Here is a 17,222-nt window from a genome sequence, read left to right on the forward strand (position 1 = left end):
CAGCAGATCAGTGGTCCAATGCCACTCTTCCATTTAAGCAACCAGGAGACCACAGAGGCCATGCGCCATTCGACGAAGGAACATGCCAAAGGTAGCTTTGCGCAGCACGGCCACTTTGAGTTTGAGCAGGCCCATGGCGTGGTCATGCTCAACGCCTATGGCCCCTTCAACGTTGAGACGGTGCGGGCCTTGGGGCGCACGCGCACCGTGGGAGAGGTGCAGTGGGGCTTTCACAAACCCCGCGTCGCCCTGGTGGTGTTTCATGGCAGCATGCTGATGTCGCCAGACGCCTTGCAGGCTTACCAAGAAGATCTGGTCGAGCACTTTGCCAAAGTCACTCCCCCATCGGCAATTGCGTGGGTGGCGGGGCCTGCCGTTGAGGGGCGCTTGCTGATGTGCCCCCATTTTGAAAAGATCTACCGGGACTTTCAGATTCCGTGGCAATCGTTTGAAACCACAGAACAAGCCTTGCCTTGGCTGCAAGCGCACCTACCGCACGCCCCCAGCCTGTAGGTCCAAAGACCCAAGGCCCAGCGCTCTTGCGCTATTTGCCTTTGATGGCGACCAACTCCACCTCAAAAATGAGGGTGGCAAAGGGGGGAATCACGCCGTTGATACCGCGCTGGCCGTAGGCCAGTTTGGCGGGGCAGGTCAGCTTGGCTTTACCACCGACTTTCATGCGCTGCAGGCCTTCTGTCCAGCAAGGTATGACGCCACCTAGCGGAAAGTCAGACGGTGCGCCGCGCGAGTAGGAACTGTCGAACTCGGAGCCGTTCACCAGTTTGCCCCTGTAATGGACTGATACCCGGTCACTGGCTTTGGGGCTGGCACCGGTGCCTTCTTTGAGCATGCGAATGACCAAGCCTGACTCAGTGACTACGGCACCTTCTTCCTTGGCGGCAGCTTCGGATGCATTGACGGGTGCGGCGTTGGTGGCTTGCGACCAGCTTAGCGTAGGGGCGACCAAAGCCAGAGAAACGAGCGAGAGGCGGAGCAAAGATTTCATGGCAAACAGATGAGGTTGAGACAACACAAAAGCGTGATTGTCGCAGCCCTTTGCCAGAAAACTAGCTACGCCCTCTATGCCACTTATGCGCTGTGGCAGGCCGCCAACGTTGCCACACCGCTGCTCTTAAGTTGCGGGACCTCACTGGTGCACTGTGCGTGCGCCTTAGGGCACCGTGTGCGGAACACACAACCCGACGGCGGGCTCATAGGGGAGGGCAAGTCACCCTGCAAGAGTTGTATGACTTTGTTGCGCTCCAAATCCGGGTCAGGAATGGGGATCGCGGAGAGCAAGGCCTGTGTGTAGGGGTGGCGTGGGTCACTGTACAGCGCCTGTTTGGGCGCAAGCTCCATCGCACGCCCCAGGTACATCACCATGATGCGGTGGCTGATGTGGCGCACCACGGCCAGGTCATGCGCAATAAAGATGAGCGCCAAGCCCATTTCCTTTTGCAAGGCCTTGAGCAGGTTGATGATCTGCGCTTGAATGGACACGTCCAGCGCGGACACCGGCTCGTCACACACAATGAGCTTGGGCTCCAAGATCAAGGCGCGCGCAATACCGATACGTTGGCATTGCCCACCGGAGAACTCATGCGGGTAGCGGTTGATTTGCTGGGCGGTTAGGCCCACGCGTGCCATCATGGCGCGGACCTTGAGCATCACTGCATCACTGCTGAGTTCGGGGTGGTGGGTACGCAAGGGCTCTGCAATGATTTGCGCCACCGTCATGCGGGGGTTTAGACAAGCCAAGGGATCTTGGAAGATCATTTGGATGTCTTTGCGCACCGACAACCACTGGGCCGGCGAGGCTGTGGTCATTTCTTGCCCTTGCCACACCACGCTGCCAGAGCTGGCAGGGTTGAGGTTCAGCAAGGCGCGCGCCAAGGTGGACTTTCCGCAGCCAGACTCACCGACCACGCCCAGCGTTTCACCCGCATAGAGGTCAAAGGACACACCGTTGACAGCCTTCAAGCTACGGCTGGGGCTCCAAGGCCATGCGCTGTCGGACTTGATGTTGAATTGGACCTTGAGGTCGCGTACAGACAGAATGGGTTGGCGTGTATCAGACATGGGCGTGCTCCTTGTGGAAGCCTTCTTGCACAATGGCAACGCTCTTGTGGCAAGCGCGCAGTGTGTTGGTAGAGCCAGGCAACAGACTCAAGAGCGGCATGGTTTGCGCACAGGTGTCGTCCGCAAACTGGCAGCGTTCGCTAAACGGACATCCTTTGGGCAGCTTGGCCATATTCGGTGGTGCGCCGGGGATCGCCAGCAGGGACGCATCGTCACGGTCCATGCGCGGTATGGCGCGCAAGAGTCCTAGGGTATAGGGGTGGCTGGCATGGTGGAAGATGTGCTGGGCGTTGCCCTGCTCCATCACGCGGCCACCGTACAGCACCATCACCTGATCGCACAGACCGGCCACCACGCCCAGGTCGTGGGTAATCATGACAATGGCGGTGCCAAAGTCGCGCTGCAGCTCACGCAGCAAGGTCAGAATTTGCGCCTGCACCGTCACGTCCAAGGCCGTGGTGGGCTCGTCGGCAATGAGGACTTCAGGCTCGCACAGCAAGGCCATCGCAATCATCACGCGTTGGCGCATGCCGCCTGAGAACTCATGCGGGTACATGCCAATGCGGCGGGCTGCCTCAGGAATCTTGACGGCGTCCAGCATTTGAATGGACCTGGCGCGCGCTGCCTTGCGGTCCATGCCTTTGTGGAACTGCAGCACTTCCGTCATTTGCCGCTCTACCGTGAGGTAGGGGTTGAGTGAGGTCATGGGGTCTTGGAAGATCATCGCCACGCGGTTGCCGCGAATGGCGTTGAGCTCCTTGGCCGGCATGGTGAGCAAGTTGTTGCCTTTGTAGAGCACCTCGCCCGAGGCCTGGCCGTTTTTGGCCAGCAAGCCCATCATGGCCAGCACGCTTTGGCTTTTGCCCGAGCCGCTTTCGCCCACGATGCCCAGAGTCTGCCCTTTGTCCAATGAAAAGTTCATGCCATTGACGGCATAGACCAAACCGTCTTGGGTTTTGAATTGGACGCCTAAATTTTTGATGTCGAGTACACGCATGGGTGCTCTCCTTAGCGGTCCTTGGGGTCGAGCGCGTCGCGCAAGCCGTCCCCAATGTAGTTGAAGCAATACAGCGTGAGTGACAGCATGGCCGCAGGGAACAGCAAGATCCACGGCGAAACTTCCATCACTTTGGTACCGTCATTGATGAGGACGCCCCAACTGGTCATAGGTTCTTGAATGCCAAGACCCAAGAACGATAGCGCGGATTCGGTCATGATCACGCCAGGGATGGTGATCGTGGTGTACACCACCACAACGCCCAAGAGGTTGGGGACGATATGCTGCGCAATGATGCGGCGGGTTGGCACGCCAATGGCGCGGGCCGCCTCGACAAATTCACGCGAACGCAGGGTGAGGGTTTGCCCACGCACCACGCGCGCGGTGTCCATCCACGAAAACACGGTGATCACCAGCACCACCAGGTAGAAGGCACGGCCGATCAAGGTGACCAACAAAATGGCGATCAAGATGTAAGGCACGGCATACATCATGTCCACGATACGCATCATAAAGGCATCGACCTTGCCACCAATAAACCCAGCCGTTGCCCCCCAGGCAATGCCCAAGCTCACCGAGGCCAAGGTACCCAAGATGCCGACCATGAGCGAGACGCGCCCGCCAATCAAGGTGCGCACCAAGAGATCGCGACCTGATTCATCGGTGCCAAACAAGTGCCAACCCTGCCACGTGGGCGACTGGCTCATCGCGTTCCAGTCGGTAGAGTCGTAGGCGTTGGGCAGCAGCATGGGGCCGAAGACGCACAGGGCCACGATGAGCAGGAGCAGTCCAGTGCTGACCACGGCGGCTTTGTTGCGCATATAGCGATTCAAGGCGGAGGCCCAAGGGCTGCGGCTTTGGACATCAACTTCTAGCGCCTGTGACAGGGTGCTCACCAGCGCATCGTTTTTGTTATTCAAAATCATGTGGGCCTTTTTAGTAGCGGATATTGGGGTCCAGCAGGGCGTAGGCCAAGTCCACCAACAGATTGAACAAAACAGTCACAACTGTCACCAAGACAACAAGTCCCAACACCAAGGTGTAGTCGCGATTGGCAGCACCATTGCTGATGAGCTTGCCAAGCCCGGGGATGGAAAAAATGGACTCCGTAATGATGGCGGTGGTGATGGAGCTGATAGCCATGGGGCCAATCAAAGACACCACGGGCAGCAGCGCAGGCTTCAAGGCGTGGCGCGTGATGATGGTACGCATGGGCAGGCCTTTGGCCCGCGCGGTGCGAATGAAGTTGCTGTGCAGCACTTCGATCATGCTGCCGCGCATAACACGGCCGATGGTGGCCACATTCAGAAATACCAAGAGCGCCATGGGCAAGACGATGTAGCGCGGCGCAAAGTTGTCCCAACCACCCGCTGGGAACCATTTCAGCCAGATGGCAAAAATCAGCACCAGGATGGGGCCAATCACAAAGGTGGGCAAGGCATGGCCTAAGTTCCCCATGAGCATCACCAAATAGTCGATCTTGCTGTTTTGCCGCAGTGCCGCCACGATGCCTAAGAAGACGCCGATGATCAGCGCAATGACGATAGACCCACCGCCAATCAGGGCAGAGATGGGCAGGGCCTTGCTGACCAACTGGTTCACGGTCCAGTCTTCGTAGCGGAACGACGCACCCAAGTCACCATGCAAGAGGTCGTTCAAGTAGTAGAGGTACTGCTTCCACAAGGGTTGGTCTAAATGGTATTTGGCTTGCAAATTGGCCAGCACCACGGCAGAAACCTTGCGTTCTGAGTCAAAGGGGCCACCAGGCGTGAGGTGTAGCAAGAGATAGCACACCGTGATCACGGCTAGCAATGTGGGTAGGGTTGCCAGCAAGCGGCGAAAAGAATAGTTCCACATGGGAGGATTTCCAAGGTATGTCAACGGCAGTGCTTATGGCACTTCGTAGAGTCCAAACGCCACCGGGGCCCCTGTAGGCCCCGGTGGTTGAAAAGCGCTGTAACTTAGTGCTTGATGATGTAGAACTCTTTGCCGCGGTAACGGTCCATGCTGTTGGTGGCGGTGTAGCCGCCGACGTAGGACTTGATCAGACGTGGCACGGTGTATTGCAGCAAAGGAAGAATGGGGTAGTCTTCCATGTTGATCTTGACGGCTTGCGTCAACAACTCTGCGCGCTTGGCGGGGTCTTTGGTCTTGTTGCCTTGCTCTACCAAAGCTTCTGCCTTGGGGTTGCAATAGTTGTGGTTGTTTTGGTCGTTATTGCACTGCACCAATGCAATAAAGGATGTCGCATCGTTGTAGTCAGCGATCCAGCCATTGCGCGCGATTTGGAAGTTCTTGTCGTTGCGGTTCTTGATCAAAACCTTGAACTCCATGGCTTCCATTTCAGTGTCCAGACCCAGCTTGGTCTTCCATTCAGACGCAGCAAAAATAGCCATTTTCTTGTGGTATTCGCTGGTGTTGTAGGAGAACTTCACTTTGGTACCTGCGGCCACGCCTGCGTCAGCCAACAGTTTTTTGGCTTCTGCTACACGCTTGTCCATGGGCCATGAAGCCCAGTCGTAGGTGGTCACGTTAGCGCCCTTGGTGCCGCCAACAATCACGCTGTAGGCGGGTACTTGACCGTCAGCCGTGACTTTCTCCGCCAAGATGTTGCGGTCAATGACCATGGACAAGGCTTTACGTACGCGAACGTCTTTGAGCAAAGGGTCTGTCGTTTGGTAGGAGTAGTAGCGCAGTCCCAACATGGGCGAGTTGTGGATTTCTTTGGGGTACTGCGCTTTGTACTTTTCGTAGGTGCCTGGGGGCAATTGGTAAACGAAATCATTTTCGCCAGACTCAAACAGTTTGACGTCGTTGTTGCCGTCTTCCACAGGCAAGTAGGTGAACTTGGTCAGCTGAACGTTTTTGGCGTCCCAGTATTGCGCGCTCTTGGCCAATACGATTTTGCTGTTGACTTGCCAGTCGGCCAGTGTGAATGCGCCGTTGCCCACGATGTTGCCAGGCTTGGTCCATTCTTTACCGAACTTCTCAATGGTGGCCTTGTGCACGGGGCCCAACTGAAGATTGCTCATCAGTTCGGGGATGAAGCTCACTGGGTAGGGTGTTTTGATTTCTAGGGTGTATTTGTCGAGCGCTTTGATGCCCAATTCGGTAGGGGGCACTTTGCCCTCGACTACTTCTTTGCCGTTAGCAATGAAAATGCCGTAGGTGGATGCGTATTGCGAAGCAGTCTTAGGGTCCACAAAACGACGGATGCCGTAGATGAAGTCTTCTGCAGTGACTGCATCGCCGTTGGACCATTTTGCGTTTTTACGCAATGTGAAGACCCAAGTGGTGTCGTTGGTTTGTTTCCAGCTCTCAGCCACACCAGGAACGGTGGTGCCAGCGCCATTGGTTGCTGTCAGACCTTCAAACAGATCGCGAATGATGTTGTTGGCGGGGACGCCTTCAGCCAACGCTGGGTCCAGCGTTTCGGGTTCAGAACCGTTGTTGCGGGTCATTTCCTGCTTGTCGTGCAGTTTGACGCCAGCAGGCACGGTGGCAGCGCTTGCAGCGAGGGCAAAGCCCATCAGTATTGCGCCCACTAAGGCAGTTTTTGTGAAGGAAGGCATTGACATGTAAACGTCCTTTGGGGGGGGTAAAGACTGGTGATTCTATGGTGTGAAAAAAAACCGATTCCTACGGCAAAACCCTCGTATCTGCAAAACTTGTAAGTTCATCAGAAATTGCGATAGAGCGGGTGCTCCTTGCGGTTTCGATGGCGGTTTGCAAGTCCATTCATTTACTAAGCTTGCCCTAAGGTGGGCTGAGCTACGCACAATGCATGCCATCGTTGAGCGCCTGGGCGCCGTGGGACCACAAAAAAGGGAGCCGAGGCTCCCTTTCGGTGGGTGGTCTGAGGTTTAGGCGAGCAGCGCGTTCACACGTTTCACATATGCTGCTGGGTCAGCAGGCAAGCCACCTTCGGCCAGCAAGGCTTGGTCAAACAAGATGTGCGCCAAGTCGTGGAAGTGGACGGAGCCCTCAAGTTTCTTCACCAACGCGTGGTCAGCGTTCACTTCCAGCACCGGCTTCACTTCTGGGGCAGTTTGGCCTGCTTGCTTGAGCATGCGCGCCAATTGGGTGCTCATGCCGTGGTCTTGCACCACCAAGCAGGCGGGGCTGTCGACCAAGCGCGTGGTCACGCGCACGTCTTCAGCCTTGTCCTTGAGTGCTTCTTTGAGCTTGGCAAGCAGAGGTTTGAAGGCTTCAGCCGCTTCTTCTGCGGCCTTTTTCTCGCTCTCGTCTTGCAGCTTGCCCAAGTCCACAGCGCCTTTGGCCACGCTTTGCAAAGGTGTGTCATCGAAGTCGTGCAGGTAGTTCAGTGCCCACTCGTCCACGCGGTCTGTCATCAAGAGTACTTCGATGCCCTTCTTCTTGAACACTTCCAGCTGCGGGCTGTTTTTGGCGGCAGCCAAGGTGTCTGCGGTGATGTAGTAAATGGACTCTTGGCCTTCCTTCATGCGGGCTTTGTAGTCCGCCAGGGACACGCTCACCGTGTCGGTGGTGCTGCTCGCAAAACGCAAGAGTTTGGCCAAGCGGTCTTTGTTGGCAAAGTCTTCGCCCAAGCCTTCTTTGAGTACCGCACCAAACTCAGCGTAGAACTTGCTGTACTTGCCAACCATCGCCTTGTCTTCTTCAGACACCACGTCGGTCACGCCGTCAGCGCTGGCTTCTGGCAGTTTGTCGTTCTTGGCCAAGTCTTCCAGCATGCCCAAGACGCGCTTGGTGCAGCCTTCGCGGATAGCTTTCACGTCGCGGCTTTCTTGCAGCAACTCGCGGGACACGTTCAATGGCAAATCTGCAGAGTCGACCACGCCTTTCACGAAGCGCAGGTAGGTGGGCAGCAGGGCTTCGGCGTCGTCCATGATGAACACACGTTTGACATACAGCTTGACGCCCGCAGACTTTTCGCGGTTGTACAAGTCCATAGGCGCCTTGCCGGGGATGTACAGCAGCTGGGTGTACTCGGTGCTGCCTTCCACGCGGTTGTGCGTGTGGGCCAGCGGCGCTTCAAAGTCGTGGCTGATTTGTTTGTAGAACTCGTTGTATTCGTCGGCCGTGATGTCCTTTTTGGCGCGGGCCCAAATTGCATTGCCTTTGTTGGCCGCCTCCCACTCGCCGGTCTTGACCATGGCGCCAGGTTGGCGTCCGCCGTTTTCGTCGCTGGGGTTGATCAGCTCGCCGTCTTTCCACTCTTCTTTTTCCATCAGCACAGGCAGGCTGATGTGGTCCGAGTACTTGGCGATGATGCCTTTGACCTTCCAGGCATTGGTGTAATCCAAGGCATCTTCACGCAGGTGCAAGATGACGCTGGTGCCGCGCTGTGCACGGGTGATGGTTTCCACTTCAAAGTCACCTGCGCCACCGCTGATCCAGCGCACGCCTTCGGCGGCTGTCGCGCCAGCACGGCGTGATTCCACCGTGATTTTGTCGGCCACGATAAAGCCGGAGTAAAAGCCCACGCCAAACTGGCCAATGAGTTGGGAGTCAGATTTTTGGTCGCCCGAGAGCTTGGACACAAAGTCTTTGGTACCGCTCTTGGCAATGGTGCCCAGGTGGTCAATGGCTTCTTGCTGGCTCATGCCGATGCCATTGTCGGTAATGGTCAGCGTTTTGGCGTCCTTGTCGAATGACACGCGCACTTCCAAATTGGGCGCATCTTCGTACAGGCCGCTGTTGTTAATGGCTTCAAAGCGCAGCTTGTCGCATGCGTCAGACGCATTGGAGATCAGCTCGCGCAAGAAAATTTCTTTGTTGGAATACAGGGAATGCGTTACCAGATGCAAGAGCTGGGCAACTTCGGCTTGGAAGGAAAGTGTTTGCTTGGTCATAAGTCCGTCTCTGAGTCTCAAAAAAGCGATGTGCGCCACAAGGCTTGGGCCCTTGCGGCGCGGGCAACCCTCAATTATGGGCGATGCTTTGTGTTTCAAGGGCTTGGTGCGCGCGACCAGATCAGATACATTGCGCCAATACTTCAATCTTGGGAGAACGGCGATGAAAACCCCAACTCCGCCACCTAAAGCCGTTGCCACAGCCCCCCATTCACCCCCAGCTATGGGGCCGCGCGAAGTGTATCCAAGCACCTTTGACGCCGCGCTGGACCCCCTACCTCAACCTGAGGTGGTAGAAAGCGACAGCGACACCGCGTGGGCGCGCTGGAAAGATGTGGTCGAGGGCGGGGCAGAGTCCCCGGGCGATGACGTGGCGTTATCGCACTTTCCTGATACGGTGCCCATGGTGTACCCCGATGAGGAGCCACCTCGGGCGAAGTAGTGGCGCAAGGATCCCGCAACTTCGGGTACACCCTGCGGAATTGGTTTAGGGCTCCGTCAGCCACTCTTGGATTTTTGAGGTGACGTGGCTGCTGCTCAATAGCTGCATGTGGTTGGTGCTGTGACTCACCCATTGCCGATCCTTGGCAAACTGCAGTGCCAAACGCACATCTTTGTGTCGGCCCAGGGCACTGTCAACGGGGACCAACCCGTCCCCACGCCACGTACCTGCACGCAGGTTCTTGGCTTGGGTTAGCGTGCCGGCGATGGCATAGCAGGCAATCCCGTGGGGCAAGGGCAGGCCTTGGCGCAGGTCGTGGCGGTGCTGGAAGCGGTTCATACCCTCCCAGTCTTCGCGGAGCACGTTGCCATGGCGTAGATCGGTGATGCCTGCGCTGCGCAACTGCCCCAGCTTGGCAAAGGGTTTGGCGTAAGGGGCTTTTTCTAGGATCAGGTCCACCCAATTGCCAGCACGCTCCAGCGGCGCGCCATGGTGCGGTGTGCCCAAAAACACCATCTTCTTCAGATAGGGCGTCCAGCTGAGCGCTTGGCTGCTTGCGAAGTGCACAGCGCTGCGGGCCACCAGTCCACCCATGCTGTGCAAGACCATGCTGATCTCTTGCACCGGCACCGGCCAGTGCTGCACCAGTTCAGTGAGCGCCGCGTGCAGCGCAGCGCCATTTTCTGAGGTGTGCAGGCCCGTGTTGTAGCGCAGGTAAACGGGCGTATAGCCCAGCGCCTGGGCAATGGCTTGGCCGTGGTCATGGGTGACGCCGTTGGCTGTGCTGTGCCACTGCAAGTCGTTCATGCACAGGCCGTGTGCAAGTACCAGTACTTTGCCCTGTACTTGGGAAGCGAGTGGCGGAGAGGCCCAGTCCAAGCGCTGTCCGTTCCAGCGCAAGGCCATGGGGGTTGCCAATGCATTGCCCCGAGCCACCAAGTGATCGCCCATCACGCCATTGAGCGCTGCCAGCACGGCTTCGCGCTGCTGCGACTCTGGCGCAGCGTCTAGCCACGGGGCTAACACGGGTTGCAATCTGCCCAAACTCAGGTCGAGTCCCTTGGCGACCAGTTCTGTGATGCCACGCACGCTGCGGTACACCATGCCGGTCAGGCCACGGGCGTGGGCGCGCGTTGTGCCGGATGGTGCGCCCAAGGTGCGCCATACCGATTGGTGCACACCCTCCACCATATGGCTGATGTTGACCGTGGCCTGTGTGGCCAGTTGCGCCAGGGCTTTGAGGTCGCCGCTGCGGATATGGCCCAGTGCTTTGGGTGGTTTGGCAGGCGGCTTGTTCATGGTTTAGAAGCGTTCGTGTGGTTGTAAGTAGCGCCACTGACCCACCGGCAGGTTGCCCAGCATGACCTTGCCCACACGCACACGTTTCAAGCCCACCACTTTGAGACCCACTAGCTCGCACATGCGGCGAATCTGGCGCTTTTTGCCTTCGGTAAGGACAAAGCGCAGTTGCTCGGGGTTTTGCCATTCCACCCGTGCCACCTTGAGCGGCTGGTCGTCCAATCGCAGGCCGTGGCGCAGCAGTTGCAGCTTGTCTGGCGGGAAAACGCTTTGCACATCGCTGGTGACTGGGTCGTCGTCGTCCAGTCGTATGAGTTGCTGGGGCGCTTGGGGCTGCGCGCGGCCACGCCCGGCCAGTGCGGGGTAGGTAGCCGCAGGCGAGTGGGCCGCACCGGGGTTGGCCACGCCTGTGTAGGCCACACGGACCAAGTACTCTTTCTCCATCACCGAGTCTTCGCCGATCAGCTGGCGCGCCACGCGGCCATCTTGCGTGAGGACCAAAAGGCCTGTGGAGTCGATGTCCAGTCGTCCGGCGGGCACCAAGCTTTTGAGTTGGCTGCCGTGGAAGAAAAAGCGTGCGTTGTCATCACGCCAGCGGTTTTGCGGCTGGATGAGCTTGATGGCGGGCTCATGCCCGTCTTCGGCTTGGCCGCTCACAATGCCCAGGGGCTTGTTGAGCAGGATGGTGACCTGGTTGGCCTGCTGGCCTTGGGCCTGTTTGTCGATCTCGATGCGCACATCGGGCAGCACCTGCATGCCCATTTCGGCCACTTTGCCGTTGACTTTGACCCAGCCCTTGGCGATCCAGTCGTCCGCCTCCCGGCGCGACGCCATGCCGAGGTCCGCCATGCGTTTATTGAGCCGCACCGTGCCGCCTGCCCCATGGGCTGCGGTGTTTGACTGGCCTTGAGGTATGGCGGTTCGGGTGGGGGGCGGCGCTGCGCGCCGGAACGTGCCTAATGGTTTGGGATCTGTCATTTGCTATATATTTTGTAGCTGTCTGCGCCTATTTTACGGGCGCTATTGCCTATTTTGATGCCTAAATTTTCCGCAAGACGCCTGCGCGCCCATTTTTGCGCGGCAAATGCCTTCACGGCGTGGTGCCTCTACCCACAGCGTTTGGGGGCATGGTTACACTTTTGCAAACTTCACGAAAGCCCTGCCAATGCCAAGCTTTGCCCTGTTTTTTGGATGGCGCGCGCGCCTCGGCCACTGGCTGATCGGGCTTGTGGCTGCCTGTACATGTGTCGGTGTGATAGCCGCCGATGCCGCACCCGTGACCCATCCGCTGGCCGGGCCTTATGCGCAAGTGCCTCGCGACGCTCGGGCTAGCGCACTAGTTGCGGCCATGGGCAAGCCCAAACGTTTGCTGGTAGGTTTAGGCAGCACACCGCTGGCGTCTATCCAAGCCCAAGGCCTCAGACCTGACATTTACGACCAATACATCAACCGCGTAGGGCCTGACTCGTGGGTCAGCTGGAATCTGCCTCGCGGGGCTTACATCGGGGTAGTGGCAAAGAACGCAGACGCGATGGGCGCGGTACCCATGTTTACCTTGTACCAAATGGCAACGCGTGGTGACGGTGATTTGTCCGGCTTGAGTGACCCCGTCTTTATGCGCCAATACTGGGACAACGTGCGCCTTTTGTTTCAGCAACTGCGCCTGTACAACAAGCCGGCCTTGGTCAATTTTGAACCCGACTTCTGGGGCTATGCCCAGCGCAAGCAAGCGGACCCCACGCGGCTGTTGGTCCATGTGGGCGTGTCCAATCCTGACTGCGGCAATTTGCCCAGCGACATGACCGGTATGGCGCGTTGTTTGTTGCAAATGGCAAGGGCGCAAGCCCCAAAGGCCATGGTGGGCTTCCCGCCCTCTGGGTTTCCAGACCTCGCGTCCACTGAGCTGGCATACATGCGGCACATTGGAGCTGGCTTTGCAGACTTTGCGGTGATGCAAACCTTGGACCGAGACGCAGGATGCTTCGAGGCACTGTACACCGCAGACAATGCGCTGTGCACCCGGCGCAGCAAGGTGGCGTACTACTGGGATGAGACTAACCTAACGAGCCCCAACTTCAACGAGCATTTCGCGATGGCGCGGCGCTACTTTGAGGGGCTTCAACTGCCACTGCTGTGGTGGCAAACGCCGCAAGGGCAACCTAGCACGAAGCAGGTCGGTAAGGCTGCGCCTTTTAGGGATAACCGAACGCAGTACTTCTTGACCCATGCCGCACAGATGGTGGCTGCAGGCGGTTTCGGCGTGGTGTTTAGCCCCGGCCACACCAGTCAAACGACCATTGATAGCGACGGCGGACAGTTCAAGCGGCTGGCAACCCAGTACCTTAGCCAACCGGCTGCATTGCCCTAGGGCATGGCTTTGCAGCCAGCTCTCAATCAGAACCAGCTGTTTTTTTGCCTTTGTTGCGCCACATGCGCCACACCAGCGGAAAGAACTTGGTGTCACGCACCAAGTAGCGTCGCCACAGTGTGACCGGGTCGGCGTTCAGGCGGCTCAGCCACTCTAGGCCGGCGCGCTGCATCCAAATAGGTGCCCGCTTCTTGAGGCCGAGTGCAAACTCCATCGCCGCCCCCACGCAAAGTACCAAGCCTGCATCAAACTGGTGGCGACCGTTGAGGGACCAGAGGCACTGACGCGGAAAGCCCAAGCACACAAACACAATGTCTGCATGCACTGAGTTCACCCAGTCGATGGTGGCTTGTGCAGCTGCGTTGCGGTAGTCAAACCCCATGGGCGGAGAATAAATACTGACCTTTAGGTTGGGATACACCAAGGCAAAGCGAGCCGCCAATTTGGCTTCTTGGCCAGGCTTTCCGCCGACCACTGCGACACGCCAATTGCGCTCTTCGCTGCGTTGGCACAATGCCACAAACAGGTCTGCGCCTGTGACCCTTTCGGGCAGTCTGTCACCCATTAAGCGGCTTGCCCAAACCAAGGGCATACCATCTGCAAATGTGAAGTCGGCGGAGCTGTAGAGCGCGTGGAGCTCGGGGTTGTCATTCAGAGAGACGACATGGTCGACATTCGGGGTGACAACGACTTTGGCTGGGCGTCGCGTGACTTGCTCGCACAGGAGGTCGACCGACTCATCAAAAGTGGTCTTGTTGATATGGAGGCCAAACAGTTCTACGGTGGGTGACGTCTTGTTTGGCATGTGGTTTTATAACAATGTCGACGGGCATTCTATGCTGAGCACGCGTGCGAAAAAGCAATATTTGGGCGGTTGGTCAGCACTTGTGGCCCGATAATTCAAGACTTTTTACGCTGGGCGGACATTATTTCTTTCTACGTTCTGTGCTTGGGCCATAGAAACCACCCGTGGCCGGGTTCTATGCTGGGGCTGCACGCATGCTTGGTTCAAAGGTAGCTGCATGAAGATTACTGTCATTCCCGCGCATGATTTGGATCCGAGTCTTTGGGCGCAATGGGCGGATATTCAGCAGGCGAATCCGCACTTGCGCAGCCCGTATTACCGCCCTGAGTTCACCCAGTGGATTGCCTGCGCGGGTGGCCCCAACCCCGTGCGCGTTGCCGTGCTAGAGGCGCAAGGTGCTGTGCAGGGCTTTTTCCCGTTTGAACAATCAGCGTGGGGGCGCATCTTGCCGGTGGGGTTTGGACTCAATGACTACCACGGGCTGATCGCACACCCAGCGCTTGCAATTGACCTTGCCCAGTTGCTTAAGGCGTGTGGTGCAGCGTACTTCTATTTCAACCACTTGCCAACGTCTCAGCTGGCTTTTGCCCGCCATGTTCGCGTGCATAGTGCGTCCCCAGTCATGAATTTAGAAGGTGGATGGGATGCCTATGTTCAGCGCCTAGCTCTGGCGCAGAACACCAAGTCTCCTGGGGTTTTAAGCACGGTCCGGCAGTCCGAGCGGCGATTGCTGCGTGACAAAGGCCCCTTGCGTTTTGAGGCCAGCGAACCCACTCCCCGCGTTCTGCAATGGATCATGCAAACCAAATCGGCCCAGTGGCTGCGCACGCAAGGCCACGGGGCCGATGCCTTTGCGATTCCGTGGGTGCGTAAGCTCATGGAGAGTACGGTGGACTTAGGCGATGATGCTTTTGGCGCAACGATGTGCACTTTGTATGCTGGTGACAGCCTGATCGCGGCCCATGTGGGGCTGCGCAGCTATGCGACCTTGCACTATTGGTTTCCTGTTTATGACGCTGCTTGTGCCTACTATCAGCCAGGTCTTGTGATTCTCAAGCAGTTGGCTGAACAGGCGCAAAGTCAAGGTATCGAACTGATCGACTTGGGGCGAGGAACACAAGACTACAAGATGCGATTTAAAACCGATTTAGTCGCTTTGGGCGAGGGCGCAGTGTCGCGCCCTGCTTGGTTAGCTGCTGCCGTGGCAAGTGCGCGTGATGCCAAAGCGGTGCTGAAGGCACACCCGCAGGTCATCAAAATGCGAGCCGCACTTCAGGCGGGTCCAGCGCACCCGCATAAGTAGCCTCACCAAGGCAATACTTTGCGCATTCGCGCTTTGAGCTCAGCCATCTGCCAATTCTGTAAGTAGCGGATGAACGCAGGGTTGTCGTAGCGCGGAACACCTTGTAGTGCGGCTTTGATGTACCCCACCATGATCAGGATGCCACCGATGACCAAGGGTTTTTCCCGCGTGCGAAAGGCGGCCGAAGCCAATGCATACAAGGGGTGATAACCCATGAAGTAAATGCCGCGTCCCAAGCGCAGTCGGCCGCGGTAAACATTCTTGTCCGAAGACCCCATGAGCCTGTGGTGGATCAAGCGGGCATTGGGTGCATCAAAGCTCTTGGTGTGCCAGCCCAGCATGCGAGCGGTGTGTATGTCAATGCCGTCCCACAGGACCTCTTCAATAAAGCCGCCGATGGCACTAAACGCTGTACTCCGGTACAACTTGAATTGCCCCGCCACATGTTCGTCAATGGTCCATTCTTCAACAAATCCATCCCCTTCCGGGCGAAACACCTTGCCAGACACTGCAGCCAGCTTGGGGTCTGCATCAAACTCAGCAAACATGGTTGCCAGGTACTCTGGACCGAAGGACATGTCGCCGTCAAGCTTCGCCACAAACGCGTAATCCTTTGTGATGACCTGCGACAGGCCGAACTTGAAGGCTACGATGACCCCGCCACCCAATTTGCGAAATCCGCGGTCTTGCAAAGTCACGAGTCGGATGAATGGATACTGGGCTGCATAGCGCTTGACGACGGCTGCTGTGTCGTCTTTGGAGCCATCGTCGACGATGACCCATTCTGTGGGGCGTACGGTCTGCGCAATGACCGACTGCAGGGTTTTCTCAATCAGTTTGGCTTCATCTCGCACGGGCGAAATGATGACCAAAGGGGCAACCCGAAATGAGGTGTCGGTCTTGGCGATAGTGTTCATGGGCAATGGGGTAGGTGACGCTATGCATTCTAGGTGTGCACAAGCCTTGCCTGCACCTGCGCTGTGAGGGTTTAGCGCAGTTCTATTTCACGGGTAATTTTCCATTGCCCTTTTTCTTGGCGCAGTTGGATCTCTTTGTTGCTTGTGTCTGAATACTGGTCAGACTGGTAGCGCTGTTGCAAGCGAACAGTGGCGACACCTTGGTCTATTCGGATGGAGTCGACTTGAACATCGACCTGGATGTACTTCGCTTGTGCCATGAGCGCCTTCTTGCGTGCAGTCCATTGCACTACATCCATGTCGCGGCTAGGTCGGAAGGTCTCGCTGTATTGGGCTGCATACCCAGGAAATGATTTCTGGCTCCATGCCTGCGCCCATTGCACCAAGGCATTGCGTACATCAATCGATTGCGGCGAAGCCGGAGCGGCCGCGTCTTCTTTGCTCAGCTGCCCCTTGGGGCTGGCGGAGAAGGGGGCGGCGTCTGACAGCACTAAGCGATCGCGTGCAGCGCCAGATGGCGTGCCCGATGTGGGCAGCGCGGCATCAGGGCCCACGCTGAGCGTGGTTGGAGTCTGTTCCTTGGGCGCGCTTGGTGCTGTTGCTCCCGTCCCCGCACCAGCTTGGGGCGACAGCAGTCGGCTCAGCGCATTGCGCTTGCGCAGCACGGTGTCATCCTGGGGTCTGAGTGCCAGCGCGGTGTCGTAAGCCTGCAAGGCAAGCTCCAAATTGAGCGACGCCAAGCCCAGTTGGGTCGGGAAGCGGTCATTTTGCCAGCGGTCGGCCAAGAGCAGCATTTGGCGCGCCTCCTCCAATTGCCCGGTTTGGGCATACAAGGCGGCAAGGTTTGCGTAGGGAGCGGGCTGCTGCGGGAAACGTTGCTTGAGCGCTTGAAAAATCACAATAGCGGCCTGCACCTGCCCCTCTTGGGCCAAGGCAACGCCTTGCTTAAGCAACAAAGTGGGATTCTCTGTGTCTAGCCGAAGTTGCGCGGCTAAATCAGCTCCCTGTACTAGCGCCTGAGCTGCTGCCCCGGTAAAGGCCAGCGCCAAGGTACAAGCTACGAAGACAGATGGAGACGCTGAGCGCTGGGAGGCTTTTGTGCAAGGGCCAGCGATGCGCGGTGGTTGACTGAAAACCGCATGAAAGTAAGGGAAAATAGTCATTTACAAGAATTCTAG

Annotated in this window: 16 protein-coding genes; 4 read left to right on the forward strand and 12 right to left on the reverse strand. The window is 57.6% G+C overall.

Features of this window, described 5'->3' with window-relative positions; genetic code table 11:
* Positions 1-60 precede the first annotated feature (60 nt).
* The gene (locus EXZ61_RS03880; protein ID WP_142809213.1) at positions 61-513 is read left to right on the forward strand and encodes a hypothetical protein; all 453 of its coding nucleotides are present in this window, start codon (positions 61-63) and stop codon (positions 511-513) included.
* Between the two features lie 31 nt (positions 514-544).
* Here the strand turns inward: EXZ61_RS03880 and EXZ61_RS03885 are convergent, their stop codons facing one another.
* From EXZ61_RS03885 to htpG, 7 genes are all read right to left on the reverse strand, one after another.
* Positions 545-1,006, reverse strand: a complete 462-nt coding sequence (locus EXZ61_RS03885) for an FKBP-type peptidyl-prolyl cis-trans isomerase (protein ID WP_142809215.1) — start codon at positions 1,004-1,006, stop codon at positions 545-547.
* An 83-nt stretch (positions 1,007-1,089) separates the two neighbouring features.
* Positions 1,090-2,079 (reverse strand): murein tripeptide/oligopeptide ABC transporter ATP binding protein OppF, encoded by a 990-nt coding sequence (oppF, locus tag EXZ61_RS03890; RefSeq protein WP_142809217.1) that lies wholly within the window; start codon positions 2,077-2,079, stop codon positions 1,090-1,092.
* On the reverse strand, positions 2,072-3,076 hold the full coding sequence (locus EXZ61_RS03895) for an oligopeptide/dipeptide ABC transporter ATP-binding protein (RefSeq protein ID WP_142809219.1): 1,005 nt from the start codon (positions 3,074-3,076) through the stop codon (positions 2,072-2,074). Before EXZ61_RS03895 ends, oppF begins: the two co-directional genes overlap by 8 nt.
* A gap of 11 nt (positions 3,077-3,087) precedes the next feature.
* The gene (locus tag EXZ61_RS03900; RefSeq protein WP_237219219.1) at positions 3,088-3,897 is read right to left on the reverse strand and encodes an ABC transporter permease; all 810 of its coding nucleotides are present in this window, start codon (positions 3,895-3,897) and stop codon (positions 3,088-3,090) included.
* A 115-nt stretch (positions 3,898-4,012) separates the two neighbouring features.
* The gene (gene oppB, locus EXZ61_RS03905) at positions 4,013-4,933 is read right to left on the reverse strand and encodes an oligopeptide ABC transporter permease OppB (protein ID WP_142809222.1); all 921 of its coding nucleotides are present in this window, start codon (positions 4,931-4,933) and stop codon (positions 4,013-4,015) included.
* Positions 4,934-5,037: 104 nt separating this feature from the next.
* The gene (locus EXZ61_RS03910) at positions 5,038-6,654 is read right to left on the reverse strand and encodes a peptide ABC transporter substrate-binding protein (protein WP_201799110.1); all 1,617 of its coding nucleotides are present in this window, start codon (positions 6,652-6,654) and stop codon (positions 5,038-5,040) included.
* A gap of 285 nt (positions 6,655-6,939) precedes the next feature.
* Positions 6,940-8,910: a molecular chaperone HtpG gene (gene htpG, locus EXZ61_RS03915; protein ID WP_142809224.1), complete on the reverse strand. Its 1,971-nt coding sequence runs from the start codon at positions 8,908-8,910 to the stop codon at positions 6,940-6,942.
* A 163-nt stretch (positions 8,911-9,073) separates the two neighbouring features.
* Between htpG and EXZ61_RS03920 the strand changes: the two genes are divergently transcribed.
* A complete protein-coding gene (locus EXZ61_RS03920) occupies positions 9,074-9,352 on the forward strand; it encodes a hypothetical protein (RefSeq protein WP_142809226.1) in 279 nt (92 codons plus the stop codon).
* A gap of 45 nt (positions 9,353-9,397) precedes the next feature.
* On the opposite strand, the gene EXZ61_RS03925 is transcribed toward EXZ61_RS03920, so the two are convergent.
* Both EXZ61_RS03925 and EXZ61_RS03930 read right to left on the reverse strand, forming a co-directional pair.
* The gene (locus EXZ61_RS03925) at positions 9,398-10,651 is read right to left on the reverse strand and encodes a PGAP1-like alpha/beta domain-containing protein (RefSeq protein WP_142809228.1); all 1,254 of its coding nucleotides are present in this window, start codon (positions 10,649-10,651) and stop codon (positions 9,398-9,400) included.
* A gap of 3 nt (positions 10,652-10,654) precedes the next feature.
* Positions 10,655-11,629, reverse strand: a complete 975-nt coding sequence (locus EXZ61_RS03930) for a pseudouridine synthase (RefSeq protein WP_142809230.1) — start codon at positions 11,627-11,629, stop codon at positions 10,655-10,657.
* A 187-nt stretch (positions 11,630-11,816) separates the two neighbouring features.
* Here EXZ61_RS03930 and EXZ61_RS03935 point away from each other — a divergent pair, with 187 nt between their 5' ends.
* Positions 11,817-13,019, forward strand: a complete 1,203-nt coding sequence (locus EXZ61_RS03935; protein WP_237219080.1) for a hypothetical protein — start codon at positions 11,817-11,819, stop codon at positions 13,017-13,019.
* Between the two features lie 22 nt (positions 13,020-13,041).
* Here EXZ61_RS03935 and EXZ61_RS03940 read toward each other — a convergent pair whose 3' ends face one another.
* The gene (locus EXZ61_RS03940; protein ID WP_142809232.1) at positions 13,042-13,824 is read right to left on the reverse strand and encodes a WecB/TagA/CpsF family glycosyltransferase; all 783 of its coding nucleotides are present in this window, start codon (positions 13,822-13,824) and stop codon (positions 13,042-13,044) included.
* Between the two features lie 217 nt (positions 13,825-14,041).
* Between EXZ61_RS03940 and EXZ61_RS03945 the strand changes: the two genes are divergently transcribed.
* Entirely contained in the window at positions 14,042-15,127 is a 1,086-nt protein-coding gene (locus tag EXZ61_RS03945; RefSeq protein WP_142809234.1) for a GNAT family N-acetyltransferase, read from the forward strand.
* A gap of 2 nt (positions 15,128-15,129) precedes the next feature.
* On the opposite strand, the gene EXZ61_RS03950 is transcribed toward EXZ61_RS03945, so the two are convergent.
* Both EXZ61_RS03950 and EXZ61_RS03955 read right to left on the reverse strand, forming a co-directional pair.
* Entirely contained in the window at positions 15,130-16,044 is a 915-nt protein-coding gene (locus tag EXZ61_RS03950; RefSeq protein WP_142809236.1) for a glycosyltransferase family 2 protein, read from the reverse strand.
* 71 nt (positions 16,045-16,115) lie between these two features.
* Positions 16,116-17,207: a L,D-transpeptidase Cds6 family protein gene (locus tag EXZ61_RS03955; protein ID WP_142809238.1), complete on the reverse strand. Its 1,092-nt coding sequence runs from the start codon at positions 17,205-17,207 to the stop codon at positions 16,116-16,118.
* Positions 17,208-17,222: the final 15 nt, after the last annotated feature.

The organism is Rhodoferax aquaticus, assembly GCF_006974105.1.
GTDB classification, from domain to species: Bacteria; Pseudomonadota; Gammaproteobacteria; order Burkholderiales; family Burkholderiaceae_C; genus Allorhodoferax; species Allorhodoferax aquaticus_A.